This is a genomic window from Streptomyces sp. NPDC088794, assembly GCF_044750545.1.
In the GTDB taxonomy this organism is placed as follows: Bacteria; Actinomycetota; Actinomycetes; order Streptomycetales; family Streptomycetaceae; genus Streptomyces.
Genome location: NZ_JBIVKB010000013.1, coordinates 248533 through 262921, shown reverse-complemented (window position 1 = coordinate 262921; position 14389 = coordinate 248533). Strand labels below are relative to the sequence as shown.

Sequence of the window (14389 nt, the reverse complement as noted above, 5' to 3'; positions counted from 1 at the left end):
CATCTGCCGGACGCCATGGGAGGGGTTTTCGTGAGTGGGGATGGCACGGGGTACGAGGCTGCCCGGATCGAGGTCTTGGACGGGCTGGAGGCCGTACGCAAACGGCCCGGGATGTGGGTCGGGTCGACGACCGAACGCGGCCTGCAGCAGATGGTGCTCGATGCCGTGCGCCAGGCAGTGAACGGAGCGGTGGCCAAGGGAGGCGGACATATCGACGTCACGCTCACGGCCGACGGCGGAGTGCGGGTCGCCGACGACGGGCCCGGAGTCCCCTTCGAGGACCCGGACGAGGGAGTCACCGGTGAACCGGGCCTCGAAAGCCTGCTGACCAGTTTGCGCACCGGACCCGAGTCCAGCGGTCGGCACATCGTGTTCCTCGCCCCTCTCGGTGTGGGGCTCTTCGTCGTCAACGCCCTGTCGAGCCGACTGACGGCCGAGGTGCGGCGCGTGGGGACGCATCGGGTCCAGGAGTACGCGCGCGGTGTCGCTCTCGCCCCACCCACGACCGTGGGACCGGCGACCGGAAGCGGGACGACCATCACCTTCTGGCCCGACACCGAGATCTTCGAGCCGACGCAGTGCTCGTTCGCCGTACTGGCGGAGCGTCTGCGACAGGTGACCTTCCTCAATCGGGGCCTGCGGATCTCACTGACCGACGAACGCCCGACGGGAGGGCTACGGTCGGTGCGGTTCCAATTCCCGGAGGGCGTAAGGGACTTCGCGGCCGCTCTGGATGCGGAGACGGGGCTGGGCGCACCTCCGGACATCGTCGGCTTCGAGCGGGAGGACCCGCGGATGGCGGGGACGATGGAGGTCGCCCTCGTGTGGCACAGCCGCCACAAGCGGGTGCACAGCTTCGCCAACAGCATTGCCACTCACGAGGGCGGCACGCATCTGGAGGGCTTCTACGACGGAGTGACGGCCGCGATGACCGCGTACGCGCGAAAGCGAGAGCTGCTGTCGGCACCGGATCCCGGACTCGACCACGACCGGGTCGGCGCACGCCTCACGGCGGTCGTGTCGGTGAAGCTCGACCATCTCGAATTCCGCGGCGCCACACGGACGTTGCTGGGCAATACGCCCGTGCGCGCCTGCGTCGCAGAGGCCGTCGAGGAACACCTCGGCACCTGGTTCGAGGAGCACCCGGAACAGGCGGCGAGAATCGTCGAAGAGGTGATCCGGGACCACCGCCAGAACTGAACCGCGGCGAACGACCACGCCCGGAAGCACACAGGGGACGGGTGGACCGGCATCTCACCGATGCCGGTCCACCCGTCCCCTCACGCTCTGCGTCAAGACCCGTCAGGGACCGTCCGGATCCGTCCGGCTGAGCGCCGACTTCGGCGTCGGCCCCGACGTCATCAGCACGTCCGCCGCCGACGTGTCCGTCACCAGGCTGGTGACCAGACCCGACCGCAGCACCGCGTCGATCGCGGCAGCCTTCCGCGCCCCGCCCGCGATCGCCACGACCTCGGGGATACGGCGGAGCTGGTCCGCCTTGACCGTGATGCACCGCTCGCCGAGGTCCCGCCCGACCCGGCGGCCCTGCGCGTCGAAGAGGTGCGCGGACATCTCGGCGGCGACACCGAGCGAGGCGTAGTGGCCCCGCTCCTCGTCGCTGAGCATGTCGTGCACCGTCGAGATGCCGGCCTCCCAGGAGCCGATGGAGACGCAGGCGACCGTGACCTTGTCGAAGTACTCGAAGGCCCGGGCGATCCCGGTCTGGTGGCGCAGCGCCTCCGCGGTGGCCGCGTCCGGCAGCAGCATCGGCGCGTAGATCGGGTGGGCGTCGCCGCCGGCGACCTGCGCCGCCCGGCGCACCGCCTCCACCGAGCCGCGCTCGGCGGTCCCGGCGTCGTACACCCCCGTCAACTGCACCACCGTGCACGGCGGCAGCCGGTCGAGCGCCGCGGCCATGTGGATGGTGGAGCGACCCCAGGCGAGGCCCAGCACATCGCCCTCGTTCAGCAGCTCGCCGAGCAGCTCCGCGGCCACCTCGCCGAGGTTCTCGGGGTCGGGCGACTCGTCGGGTTCGGCCGGGGACTCGACCACGACGGCGTGCCGCAGGCCGTAGCGGGCGCGGAGCGCGTCCGAGCGCTCGGCGTCCAGTTCGGCCGGGACACGGATCTCGATGCGTACGAGATCTCGTTCGAGGGCAGTCTCCAGTACCCGGGCCACCTTGAAGCGGCTGACGCCGAACTCCTCCGCGATCTGGATCTTGGACTTGCCCTCGAGGTAGAAGCGGCGGGCCATGGCCGCCGCCTGCACCAGCTCAGCGGGTCCCATCCGCACGGCTGACCGGCCCGCCGACATACCCGACACGGCGTTCTCCTCACTGCTGTTCACACTCTGGATTCGCCGTTCATCCTTGCAGATCCGGCGCACTTGATCCGCCCTGATGGGCGCCGTTCACGTAGCTGTTCACCGTCCTGTGGCTCAGTGGTCGCATGCCCAGGACGCCTGGGCGATCGCCCCCTCCGCCTGGGTGCGCAGTGCACGTACCGCCGCGGCCGGGTCGGACGCGCCGTACACCGCCGAACCGGCGACGAAGACATCGGCGCCGGCCTCGGCGCAGCGCTCGATGGTGGACGCGGAGACCCCGCCGTCGACCTGGAGCCACAGCTCAAGACCGTGCTTGCTGATCAACTCGCGGGTTCGCCGGATCTTCGGGAGCATGATGTCGAGGAACGCCTGCCCGCCGAAGCCCGGCTCAACGGTCATGATCAGCAGCATGTCGAGCTCGGGGAGCAGGTCCTCGTACGGCTCGATGGGCGTCGCGGGCTTCAGCCCCATGGAAGCGCGGGCACCCTTGGCCCGGATCTCCCGGGCGAGCCGCACCGGCGCGGCGGCCGCCTCGACGTGGAAGGTGACGGAAGAGGCACCCGCTTCGACGTACTGGGGCGCCCACCGATCGGGGGCCTCGATCATCAGATGGCAGTCCAGCGGAGTGTCCGTCGCACGGGCCAGCGACTCTACGACCGGAACCCCGAGCGTGAGGTTCGGGACGAAATGGTTGTCCATGACGTCGACGTGGAGCCAGTCGGCTCCCGCGACCGCCTGCGCCTCGTCCGCGAGGCGGGCGAAGTCGGCGGACAGGATGCTGGGGTTGATCTGCGCGGCCATGCCCCAAGCCTGCCATGTCCGGGCACGTTTGTTCGCGCCGGTCCAGACCTAAGACGTTCATCGGATGTCGTACCGGGACCGTGCGTGCCATGCTGGGCCGCCGATCGGCACGACGTAGGTCGACGGGGGTCGCCATGACGGACGGAAACACAGACACCAACGCAGACGCCAAAGCGGACACGGACACGGGCCCGAAGACGGACGGCAAAGGCCATGGGCGCCATGTCCGCCAGGGGTTCATCGGCTTTGTGACCGGGCACCGCAGCAAGTGGGTCATCGTGGCCCTGTGGCTGGTGGTGCTGGTGGTCGCCGCGCCGCTCGCCTCGAAGCTCACCGACGCCCAGGACAACGACGCGGCGTCCTGGCTGCCGGGCTCGGCGGAGTCGACCAAGGTCCTCAACACCTCGAACGGCTTCCGGCCCGAGCAGATCCCGGCCGTCGTCGTCTACGCGCGCGAGGGCGGGCTCACCGCGCAGGACCGGGACAAGATCGCGCAGGACGCGGACCAGATCAAGAAGCTGACCGCGCACGGCATCCGCGGCTCCGAGGTCCGCGGTCCCGTCTACAACAGCGAGTCCGCGCCCGAGGCCGCCCAGATCTACATCCCGATCACGATGGACGAGAAGGGCTGGGAGGAGATCGCCCCCGCCGTCGACTCCATCCGCGATCGGACGGGCAAGAGCACGGGCGAGCTCTCCGTCCACGTCACCGGCCCCGGCGGTGTCTCCGCCGACTTCTCCAAGGCCTTCGAGGGCATCGACTCGACGCTGCTGTTCTCGGCGATGGGCGTCGTGATCGTGATGCTGCTGCTGACCTACCGCAGCCTGACGCTCATCTTCGTACCGCTGATCGGCGTGGTCGTCTCCCTGTTCACCGCCCAGGCGCTGATCTACCTCCTGGCCGAACACGCGGGGCTGACGGTCAACGGCCAGAGCGCGGGCATCCTGACGGTCCTCGTCTTCGGCGCGGGGACGGACTACGCCCTGCTCCTGGTCGCCCGCTACCGGGAGGAGCTGCGCCGTCACGAGGACCGGCACGAGGCGATGGCGCTCGCCCTGCACCGCGCGGGCCCGGCCGTCCTCGCCTCCGGCGCCACCGTCGTCGTCAGCATGCTGGTGCTGCTGGCCGCCGAGATGAACTCCACCCGCGGCCTCGGCCCGGTGGCCGCCATCGGCGTGGCCGTCGCCCTCCTGGCGATGATCACGCTCTTCCCGGCCCTGCTGCTGATCTTCGGCCGCTGGATCTTCTGGCCGGCGATCCCGCACTTCGGCTCGGCCGACCCGACCGAGCGCGGGATCTGGGCCCGGATGGGCCGCTCCATCGCCCGCCGCCCGCGCGCCGTCTGGGCCGCCACGGCCCTCGTCCTGGCCGCCCTCTCCCTGGGCCTGCTGCAACTGCGCGCCGAGGGCATCAGCAACGCGGACGCCTTCACCGGCACCCCGGACTCGATCACGGGCCAGAAAGTCTCGGAGCGCTACTTCCCCGCGGGCAGCGGCGACCCCTTGGTGATCGTCTCCAACGAGGCCCAGGCCGACCAGGTCCGCACCGCGGTCGCCGGCACCAAGGGCGTGGTGCCCGACAGCATCGCCGTACCACCGGGCACGAAACCGTCGTACGAGGGTCAGGTGCTGTTCGAGGCGACGATGTCCGATCCCTCCGACAGCGAAGCCGCGAAGCACACCGTCGACCGGGTCCGGGACGCCGTGCACGCCGTGCCGGACGCGGATGCCCGGGTGGGCGGCGGCACCGCGTCGCTGCTCGACATGGAGGCGGCGACGACGCACGACAACCTGGTGATCATCCCGGCGGTCCTGGTGGTCGTCCTGCTGATCCTGGGCCTGCTGCTGCGCGCCCTGGTGGCGCCGCTGCTGCTGATCGGCACGGTGGTGCTGTCCTTCGCGGCGGCTCTCGGCGCCAGCGCACTGGCCTTCCGCCACCTGTTCGACTACGCGGGCGAGCAGACGGACTTCCCGCTGTTCGTCTTCGTCTTCCTGGTGGCGCTGGGCATCGACTACAACATCTTCCTGACCACCCGCATCCGCGAGGAGGCCGGCCACCAGGGCACCCGCACGGGCGTGGTGACGGGCCTCGCGGCCACCGGCGCGGTCATCACCTCCGCGGGTCTGGTGCTGGCCGGCACCTTCGCCGCGCTGGGCACGCTCCCGATGGTGGCCTTCGCGGAGATCGGCTTCACGGTCGCCCTCGGCGTCCTCCTGGACACCTTCATCGTCCGCTCCGTCCTGGTCACGTCCCTCTTCCTGGACGTCGGCCCGAAGGTCTGGTGGCCACATCGCCTGGCCCACGACGACACCCCGGCACCGACGGAGGCGGAACGGGTCGGCCAGACCTCCGAATGACCGCCGATTGACCGTCGACTATCCGGCGCTCAACCGGTCCGCCGGATGAGCGCCAGATACATGGCGTCGGTCCCGTGCAGATGCGGCCACAGCTGTACGTCGGGACCGTCGCCGAGGTCCGGCACGCCGGGCAACAGCGGGCGGGCGTCGATCAGTTCGGCGTCCGGCCACTGCTTGAGCGCGTCGTCGACGACGGCCCTGGTCTCGGCGAGATGCGGCGAGCAGGTCGCGTAGCCGACGACTCCGCCGACCCGCACGGACTCCAGGGCGGTACGCAGCAGGGCGCGCTGAAGCGGCGCGAACCCCTCCAGGTCCCCGGGACGGCGCCGCCAACGCGCCTCGGGCCGCCGCCGCAGAGCGCCAAGTCCCGTGCAGGGCACGTCCATCAGCACACGGTCGAAGGAACCGAGCTGCCACGGCGGCCGGGTCCCGTCGGCGGCGATCACCTGGTACGGCCCGGGATTCCCGGCCAGCGCCTTGGCCACGAGCCCGGCCCGGTGCGGCTGCTTCTCGGCGGCGAGGAGCATGGCGCCACGCTGGGCGGCGAGGGCTCCCAGCAACGCGGCCTTGCCCCCGGGCCCGGCACACCCGTCGAGCCACTTCTCGTCGGGACCGTCCAGCGGGACGTTGGCGAGGGCGATCGCCACGAGCTGACTGCCCTCGTCCTGCACACCGGCCCGCCCGTCCCGCACGGCCTCGACGGCCCCCGGCTCCCCGCCCTCGGACAACCGCACGGCGTACGGCGACCAGCTCCCGGCCACAGCGGCCTCCTCGCCGAGCAGCTCCTCGACGGTGGAACGGCCGGGCCGCGCGACCAGCGTCACCTCGGGCCGCTCGTTGTCGGCCGTCAGCAACTCCTCGATCCCGGCCCGCCCGCCGCCCAGCGAGTCCCACAGCGCGGAGACGACCCAGCGAGGATGCGAGTGCACGACGGAAAGATGATCCTCAGGATCCTCGTCATAGGGCGGCGCAACTTTCGCGAGCCACCCGTCGAGGTCGTCCTGAGCGACCTTGCGCAGCACGGCGTTCACGAATTTCGCCCGCCCGTCCCCGAGCACGACCCGAGCGAGTTCGACGGAGGCGGAGACGGCAGCATGCGTAGGAATCCGCGTCCCGAGCAGCTGATGCGTCCCGAGACTCAGCACATCGAGCACGGGCGGATCGACTTCGCGCAACGGCCGGTCGACACAAGCCGCAATGATCGCGTCATACGTCCCTTGCCGCCGCAGCGTCCCGTACACCAGCTCGGTCGCGAGCGCCGCGTCCCGCGCGTCGAAGTCACCCTTCTCCCGCGCCTTGCGCAGCAACGGAGGCAGTACGAGATTCGCGTAGGCGTCCCGCTCGTCCACCGCCCTCAACGCCTCGAAGGCGATCATGCGGACGGGGTCCTTCTTGGGCCGCCGGTAGGGCTTGCCGCTGGGACGGGGCCGACGGGAGGTGTCGCTCACGAAAAAGGTGCTCCGGACATCAGGACGAGAGCGCGACGACAGCGCGCGGGATACGCACCAAGGGTACGTCGGCGGGACATTCTTGCCCTCTCGGCCGACGGCATCCACTTGACTGCCACCGGCTAAGGGCTACCGGCTACCGGCCGAGCCGCTCCTCGTCGGCGATCCGAACGCCACGCGCCCAGTCCGCCGCCCGCATCGGCTTCTTGCCCTGGGCCTGCACCCACAACAGCTCGACGGCGTACGACCCGGACCCGACATGGACGCTGTTCTTGCCGACGGCGAGCTGCCCGGGCAGGAGGTCGGTCCGATCGGCCACCGGGGCCACCTGGATCAGCTTGAGCCGTTCGTTGCGGAAGGTGGTCCAGGCACCGGGAGCGGGCGTGCACCCGCGCACGACCCGGTCCACCCGGAGCGCCGGCGCGGCCCAGTCGATCTCGGCGTCCTCGACGGTGATCTTCGGCGCCAGGGTGATGCCGTCGGCGGGCTGCGGTACGGCCTTCAGGGTGCCGTCCTCGATGCCGTCCATGGTGGCGGCGAGCAGCCCGGAGCCGGCGAAGGCGAGCCGGGTCAGCAGGTCACCGCTGGTGTCGGTGGGCCGGATCTCCTCGGTGACGGTGCCGTAGACGGGCCCGGAGTCGAGGCCTTCCTCGATCAGAAAGGTGGAGGCTCCGGTGATCTCGTCGCCCCCCATGATGGAGTGCTGCACGGGCGCGGCCCCGCGCCAGGCGGGCAGCAGCGAGAAGTGCAGGTTGACCCAGCCGTGGGCGGGGATGTCGAGGGCGACCCGGGGAAGCAGGGCGCCGTAGGCGACGACGGGACAGCAGTCCGGTGCGATCTCCCGCAGCCGCTCCAGGAACTCCGGGTCACGGGGCTTCCCCGGCTTCAGCACCTCGATGCCGGCCTCCACGGCCCGCTCCGCCACGGGTGACGCCACCAGCCTGCGCCCCCGCCCGGCCGGCGCGTCGGGCCGCGTGACAACGGCGGCCACCTCGTGCCGCCCGGAGGCGATAAGAGCGTCCAGAGCGGGAACGGCAACCTCGGGCGTACCGGCGAAGACAAGCTTCATGGGTGGATGGGGGCCTCTCGGACGGGGTGGGACGGGGGAGGGAACGGCGGGTCAACGCCCCAGTCTATGACGAGGGGAAGCGGCCCAGGGGCCGCGGCGGATCAGCCGCCAACGGCGCAGTACCCCCACAGGCGACCTTGGCTTCTTGCCCAACTGGAAACGGGTGGTGCGTGGGTGGGCAAAGGATCGCCCGATGGCCGAAGGCCGAGGCGTAAACCCACCCCCAGGGGCGTACGCATATGCCCACACGCCCCCATTGCGTGACCCGCGGAGCGATCCCGCGTTGGTCAAGAAAGAGTTGACCACAACGGGCCGCCTACCACGCGGCCCGATCATTTTCACGCCGGTTCGAGAGGCTTGTTCATGGCCGACCACGCAACCCACGACGCCCAGGCTCGGGCCAGCCTGCACTTGCTGGTGCGGGACATCGAGCGGGTCCGCCGGCAGGTGGACGCGTTGCGCACGCTCACCGCCCAGCTGGGCAACGTCTACCGCCCGCGCCGCTCCGGCCCCTCCACGGGCTTCGTCGTCTACGGCCGCGCCCCCGCCCCCACGGTCCGTCTCGCGCAGGAGCTCCGGGACAGCGTCGAGACCCTGGTCACGGCCGCCGTCGACTTCGACCGCTCCCTCGGCTTCTCGTGGGACGCGGTGGGTTCCGCGCTGGGCGTCACGAAGCAGGCGGTGCACCGCCGCTACGGCGCACGCCGCGCCGCGACCCAGGCAGCCGCCGAGGCCGAGCGCACCACGGAGGCGACGGGAGCCCGACCGGTCAGTGTCAACACCGGTATCCCCACCGTGCCGACGGTCCCCGCGGCCCGCTCGATGCCGACCCAGCCGACGGCGGGCAGTCCGGTCCTGCGCGACCCGGTCCTGCGCGACGAGGCCAGACCCACGGCGTTCCCCGGCCCGCGCAACGGCTGACCCACCTCCCTCTCCTGCCCTCCCGGAACTCCCCGGGAGGGCAGACGCGTGAAAGGAGTTCTGCACCCCCACGCACCCTCCGCATCACCCAATATCCGGCGGATCAATCCGCACCCGCACCACAGAATCCCCGCCACTCCCCCCGCTCCCACCCCCGCCCCCACTCCCCCGAGCCATCCGAGCAGCCTGCGCAGTCTTCAAGGCAGCCGCCAAAGCAGCCCCGCTCCCCGGCGGCACCCTCACCAACATCCGCTCCCAGTGCTCCCCCACCGGCGGCGCCCCCACCCTCCGCGGCCGCCCCACGGCAGTGTCCGGCACCGGCACGGGCCCCAACAGCTCGGCCTCCCGCGGCAGTTCAGCCGTACGCAGAAATTCCGCGACAGCCTCCGCGCTACCCGTGACGGCCGCCATCCGCGAAACCGGCGGAAATCCCAGCTCGGCCCGCTCGGCAAGCTCCCGCACCGCATGCCCGACGGGATCCCACCGCACCAGCGCCTGCACAGGCCGCAGCGTCGGCTCGGCGACGACAACAACCGTGCCACCGCCCTGCGCACCCGCACCCCCCTGCGGCCGCACCAACGCGGCGGCAGCGATCCACCGCCGCAGCGCGTCCTCGCCGGCCCGCAGATCGGGCCGCCCGAGCATGGCCCAGCCGTCCAGCAACAGCGCCGCCGCATATCCGCCCTCGGCGACGGGCTCGGCCCCCGGCGTACTCACGACCAGCGCGGGAGCGCCCGGCACGGTGTCCAGCACATGCTCGCGCCCCGAGGTCCGCACGGGCACGGCGGGAAAGGCCCGCCCCAACTCCTCGGCGGTCCGCCGAGCCCCCACCACCTGTGCCCGCAACCGGAACCCACCGCACTCGGCACAGTGCCAAGCGCTCTCGTCCCGCCCGCACCACCCGCACCGCAGCGCGGCCCCCGCCTCCTGCCCCTCCAGCGGCCCGGCGCAGTGCCGACAGCGCGCGGGCGCACGGCAGTTGGCGCAGGCCATCCGAGGCACGTACCCCCGCCGGGGCACCTGGACCAGCACCGGCCCGTGCCGCAGCCCTTCCCTGACGGCCTGCCAGGCGAGCGTAGGCAGGCGAGCGGCCCGGGCGGCCTCGTCTCGCGCCAGATCCCCATCCCCGACGGTCCGCACGAGCGGCGCCGCCGCCCGCACCTGTTCCCGCCCGGCGACCACCGGCCGCGCCCACCCGCTCTCGACCAGCTGGGCGGCCTCCACGGTGCAGCTCCAACTGCCCAGCAGAAACGCGCACTTGTCCTGCGCGGCCCGCAGCAACAACACCTCACGCGCGTGCGGCTGAGGCGCGTGCAACTCGCTGTGGCTGTCGTCCCCGTCATCCCAAATAGCCACAAGCCCAAGATCCTGAACCGGCGCGAACATGGCAGCACGGGTCCCCACCACCGCCCGTACGGCCCCCCGCCGTACCGCCAGCCACTCCCGGTACCGCTTCTCGGGCCCGGCGTCGGCGGTGAGCACAGCGTGCCGCCCCTCGCCCAACAAGGCGGTCAGCGCGGCGTCGACCCGCGCAACGGCCCGTCCGTCGGGCAGCACGACGAGCGCCCCACGCCCGGACGCGAGGGTAGCCACCACGGCCCGCGCCAGCTCGTCGCTCCACTCGGGCCCGGGCAGCGCGTTCCACACGGCCCGCGGCGCGCCCCCCGAGGCCAGCGCCGCCACGAACGCGGCCCCTTGCTCGTACCGCACCCAACTCCCCGCCTCCGGCACCGTAGGCGGCGGCAAGAGCTCGGGCGAGGGCCGCTGCTCGGCCCGAGCACTGCGCGGCGGCACAGCAAGCTGCAACACATCGGCAAGACTCCCCGCATACCGATCGGCAACGGCCCGCGCGAGCCCCAACAACTCCTCGCTCAACACCCGCTCAGGCGAAACAACCTGGGCCAGCGCGGCAAGAGGTCCCGAGTAATCGGACTCGGCAAGCCGCTCGACGAGAAACCCGTCGATCAGCCCCCCGCCCTCACGCCGCCCGTCCCGCACCCGATGCCGCCCGGCCCCGAACCGCACCCGCACCCGCACCCCGGGCTGCGCGTCCGCATCCAGCTCCTCAGGCACGGCATAGTCGAAGTACCGGTCAAGATGCAGCACCCCTTTGTCGACCAGCACCCGCGCGACCGGCAGCTCCTTGGCCAAGGCGGCCCCACGCCAGGTCCGCGGCTTGGCCCGCGGCACCTCGGCCTTCCGCACACTCTCCCGAATCAACGCAAGCTGCTCAGGCGGCGCCCCCTCGGCCCCGCCACCCCCCTGCCCGTCTTCGCTGCTCACGCCTGCATTCTTACCAAACCGCACTGACATCGGCGGACCGGCCGCCCAGGACCGGGACGCGCCGAGGCCCGGCTCCCCGAAGGAAACCGGGCCTCGAAAGGTGTCGCGGGACCTACAGCCCCGCAGCCTTCCGCAGCGCGTCCACGCGGTCCGTCCTCTCCCAGGTGAACTCGGGGATCTCGCGGCCGAAGTGGCCGTACGCCGCCGTCTGGGCGTAGATCGGGCGGAGCAGGTCGAGGTCGCGGATGATCGCGGCCGGGCGGAGGTCGAAGACCTCGTCGATGGCCTTCTCGATCCTGTCCGTGTCGACCTTGGCGGTGCCGAAGGTCTCGACGAAGAGACCGACCGGCTCGGCCTTGCCGATGGCGTAGGCGACCTGGACCTCGCAGCGGGAGGCGAGGCCCGCGGCGACGACGTTCTTCGCGACCCAGCGCATGGCGTACGCGGCGGAGCGGTCGACCTTGGACGGGTCCTTGCCGGAGAAGGCGCCGCCGCCGTGGCGGGCCATGCCGCCGTAGGTGTCGATGATGATCTTGCGGCCGGTGAGGCCGGCGTCGCCCATCGGGCCGCCGATCTCGAAGCGGCCGGTGGGGTTCACGAGCAGGCGGTAGCCGTCGGTGTCCAGCTTGATGCCCTCGTCCAGGAGCGTCTTCAGCTCGGCCTCGACCACGAACTCGCGGATGTCGGGCGCGAGCAGCGACTCGAGGTCGATGTCGGAGGCGTGCTGCGAGGAGACGACCACCGTGTCGAGGCGGACGGCCTTGTCGCCGTCGTACTCGATGGTGACCTGCGTCTTGCCGTCGGGGCGCAGGTAGGGGATGGTGCCGTTCTTGCGGACCTCGGAGAGGCGCTTGGCGAGGCGGTGCGCCAGGAAGATCGGGAGCGGCATCAGCGTCGGCGTCTCGTCCGTCGCGTAGCCGAACATCAGGCCCTGGTCGCCCGCGCCCTGGCGGTCAAGCTCGTCATCGTCGCCCTCGACCCGGTTCTCGTAGGCCGTGTCCACGCCCTGCGCGATGTCCGGGGACTGCGCGCCGATGGAGACCGACACGCCGCAGGAGGCGCCGTCGAAGCCCTTCTTGGACGAGTCGTAGCCGATCTCGAGGATCTTGCCGCGGACGAGGGTCGCGATGTCCGCGTAGGTCTTGGTGGTGACCTCGCCGGCCACGTGCACCAGGCCGGTCGTGATCAGCGTCTCGACGGCGACGCGGGACGTCGGGTCCTCACGCAGAAGCGCGTCGAGAATGGTGTCGCTGATCTGGTCAGCGATCTTGTCGGGGTGGCCCTCGGTGACGGACTCCGAGGTGAACAGGCGACGGGACACAACGCTCCCTGGGGTTGCAGCGGCTGCTGGCTGATCATTGGCGGACGGGCTCGGAGGCTGCGCCCGGCATCGTCCGAGAACAGTTTATCGGTCGCACTCGGCCAACGGCCCCCCTGTCTCGCGCCTCGGGAGTGCTGTGACCTGCGGCACGCGCATTCTGCCCAATACCGAGCGGCCTTGGCCAGAGTCGCCACGCCTCGTCGTCGAGGTTTGAGGTGACCGAGAGGCGAATGAAACATTCAGCTCAGGCGTCCCGTCACCAGGTCCCAGACGATTTCGGCCAGGGCCTCCTTGGGGCCGTGCGGCACGAGGGTCTCGCTGCCGTCGGCGCCCAGCACCACCGCCTCGTTCTCCTCGGAGCCGAACGTCTTGCGCTCCCCCACCTCGTTCACCACCAGCAGATCGCAGCCCTTGCGCGCCAGCTTGGCGCGTCCGTTGGCGAGGACGTCGTCGGTCTCCGCGGCGAAGCCGACGATCACCTGCCCGGGGCGGGCGCGGTCGGTGGAGATCTCCGCGAGGATGTCCGGATTCCGTACGAGGACGATCGGCTCGGGGTCGTGATCGTCCTTCTTCTTGATCTTCCCGGTCGCGTACGTCGCCGGGCGGAAGTCGGCGACGGCCGCGGCCATGACGACGGCATCCGCGTCCGCGGCCGCCTTCAGGACCGCCTCCCGCAGTTGCACCGCCGTGCCGACCGGGACGACGTCCACGCCCGCGGGGTCCGGCAGTCCGGCGTTCGCGGCCACGAGCGTGACGCGGGCGCCGCGCGCGGCGGCGGTGCGGGCGAGGGCGTAACCCTGCTTGCCGGAGGAGCGGTTGCCCAGGAAGCGCACCGGGTCGAGGGGTTCGCGAGTGCCACCGGCGCTGACGACGACGTGCCGGCCCGCGAGGTCCGGCTCGGTCACTCCGCGGGCCAGCACGCGGCGGCAGACCTCGAAGATCTCGGCGGGGTCGGGCAGCCGTCCCTTGCCGGTGTCGACGCCGGTGAGCCGGCCGACCGCCGGTTCGATGACGACGGCGCCACGGCGGCGCAGTGTCGCCACGTTCTCCTGGGTGGCCGCGTGTTCCCACATCTCCGTGTGCATCGCGGGTGCGAAGACGACCGGACAGCGGGCGGTGAGGAGGGTGTTGGTGAGCAGGTCGTCGGCGAGGCCGTGCGCCGCCTTGGCGAGCATGTCCGCCGTCGCGGGAGCCACGACGACCAGATCGGCGCCCTGGCCGATGCGCACGTGCGGGACCTCGTGGACGTCGTCCCACACCTCGGTCGAGACCGGGTGCCCGGACAGCGCGGACCAGGTGGCGGCGCCGACGAAGTGCAGTGCGGAGGCGGTGGGCACGACACGGACGTCATGGCCCGACTCCGTCAGTCTGCGCAGCAGCTCGCACGCCTTGTACGCCGCGATGCCACCGCTGACCCCCAGCACGACCCTCGGCTTGTCCACCGTCTCTCCCCGAGCTCGGAAACCGTACAACCCCATGACACACCACAGGCCCGACAGTCGCGCTGCCGGGCCTGTGGACAAAGCTGTCGCGATCTGCGGATACGACTATCCGCCGACGCCGTACACGTCTCAGGTCGCGGGGCCCTCGACGGCCTCGGAGGTCAGCAGACCCGCGTTGATCTCGCGCAGGGCGATGGAGAGCGGCTTCTCGTGGACGTGGGTGTCGACGAGCGGACCGACGTACTCGAGGAGGCCCTCGCCGAGCTGCGAGTAGTACGCGTTGATCTGACGGGCGCGCTTGGCGGCGTAGATCACGAGGCTGTACTTCGAGTCGGTGGCCTCGAGGAGCTCGTCGATCGGAGGGTTGATGATGCCCTCGGGAGCGGTGATGGAAGAGGACACGCTCTGCCTTCCGAAAGATGGGA

Annotated in this window: 11 protein-coding genes; 3 read left to right on the top strand and 8 right to left on the bottom strand. The window is 71.3% G+C overall.

The window, feature by feature from the left end; genetic code table 11:
• The first annotated feature begins 30 nt into the window (after positions 1-30).
• Positions 31-1200 carry an ATP-binding protein gene (locus ACIP6U_RS32665; RefSeq protein WP_401725353.1) on the top strand — a complete coding sequence of 390 codons (1170 nt, stop codon included), beginning with the start codon at positions 31-33 and terminating at the stop codon, positions 1198-1200.
• Positions 1201-1302: 102 nt separating this feature from the next.
• Here the strand turns inward: ACIP6U_RS32665 and ACIP6U_RS32660 are convergent, their stop codons facing one another.
• Positions 1303-2346 carry a sugar-binding transcriptional regulator gene (locus ACIP6U_RS32660; RefSeq protein ID WP_401725350.1) on the bottom strand — a complete coding sequence of 348 codons (1044 nt, stop codon included), beginning with the start codon at positions 2344-2346 and terminating at the stop codon, positions 1303-1305.
• A 90-nt stretch (positions 2347-2436) separates the two neighbouring features.
• Entirely contained in the window at positions 2437-3123 is a 687-nt protein-coding gene (rpe, locus tag ACIP6U_RS32655) for a ribulose-phosphate 3-epimerase (protein ID WP_401725347.1), read from the bottom strand.
• A gap of 134 nt (positions 3124-3257) precedes the next feature.
• On the opposite strand from rpe, the gene ACIP6U_RS32650 reads away from it, so the two are divergent.
• Positions 3258-5480, top strand: coding sequence for an MMPL family transporter (locus tag ACIP6U_RS32650; protein ID WP_401725344.1), 2223 nt, complete (start codon positions 3258-3260; stop codon positions 5478-5480).
• Between the two features lie 29 nt (positions 5481-5509).
• On the opposite strand, the gene ACIP6U_RS32645 is transcribed toward ACIP6U_RS32650, so the two are convergent.
• Positions 5510-6928, bottom strand: a complete 1419-nt coding sequence (locus ACIP6U_RS32645; RefSeq protein WP_401725341.1) for an RsmB/NOP family class I SAM-dependent RNA methyltransferase — start codon at positions 6926-6928, stop codon at positions 5510-5512.
• 136 nt (positions 6929-7064) lie between these two features.
• Positions 7065-7997, bottom strand: coding sequence for a methionyl-tRNA formyltransferase (fmt, locus tag ACIP6U_RS32640; protein ID WP_401725339.1), 933 nt, complete (start codon positions 7995-7997; stop codon positions 7065-7067).
• Between the two features lie 363 nt (positions 7998-8360).
• Here fmt and ACIP6U_RS32635 point away from each other — a divergent pair, with 363 nt between their 5' ends.
• Entirely contained in the window at positions 8361-8918 is a 558-nt protein-coding gene (locus tag ACIP6U_RS32635; protein ID WP_401725336.1) for a hypothetical protein, read from the top strand.
• Positions 8919-9002: 84 nt separating this feature from the next.
• Here ACIP6U_RS32635 and ACIP6U_RS32630 read toward each other — a convergent pair whose 3' ends face one another.
• From ACIP6U_RS32630 to rpoZ, 4 genes are all read right to left on the bottom strand, one after another.
• Positions 9003-11201 (bottom strand): primosomal protein N', encoded by a 2199-nt coding sequence (locus tag ACIP6U_RS32630; RefSeq protein WP_401725334.1) that lies wholly within the window; start codon positions 11199-11201, stop codon positions 9003-9005.
• A 112-nt stretch (positions 11202-11313) separates the two neighbouring features.
• Positions 11314-12522, bottom strand: coding sequence for a methionine adenosyltransferase (metK, locus tag ACIP6U_RS32625; protein ID WP_401725332.1), 1209 nt, complete (start codon positions 12520-12522; stop codon positions 11314-11316).
• 239 nt (positions 12523-12761) lie between these two features.
• Positions 12762-13964, bottom strand: coding sequence for a bifunctional phosphopantothenoylcysteine decarboxylase/phosphopantothenate--cysteine ligase CoaBC (gene coaBC, locus ACIP6U_RS32620; protein ID WP_401725329.1), 1203 nt, complete (start codon positions 13962-13964; stop codon positions 12762-12764).
• A 129-nt stretch (positions 13965-14093) separates the two neighbouring features.
• Positions 14094-14366: a DNA-directed RNA polymerase subunit omega gene (gene rpoZ / locus ACIP6U_RS32615; RefSeq protein ID WP_019059732.1), complete on the bottom strand. Its 273-nt coding sequence runs from the start codon at positions 14364-14366 to the stop codon at positions 14094-14096.
• Positions 14367-14389 lie beyond the last annotated feature (23 nt).

What these genes read in the sequence shown, in the direction of transcription:
- fmt (WP_401725339.1), bottom strand. Translation starts at nt 7,997, where the DNA reads ATGAAGCTTGTCTTCGCCGGTACGCCCGAGGTTGCCGTTCCCGCTCTG.
- ACIP6U_RS32635 (WP_401725336.1), top strand. Translation starts at nt 8,361, where the DNA reads ATGGCCGACCACGCAACCCACGACGCCCAGGCTCGGGCCAGCCTGCAC.
- ACIP6U_RS32650 (WP_401725344.1), top strand. Translation starts at nt 3,258, where the DNA reads ATGACGGACGGAAACACAGACACCAACGCAGACGCCAAAGCGGACACG.
- rpe (WP_401725347.1), bottom strand. Translation starts at nt 3,123, where the DNA reads ATGGCCGCGCAGATCAACCCCAGCATCCTGTCCGCCGACTTCGCCCGC.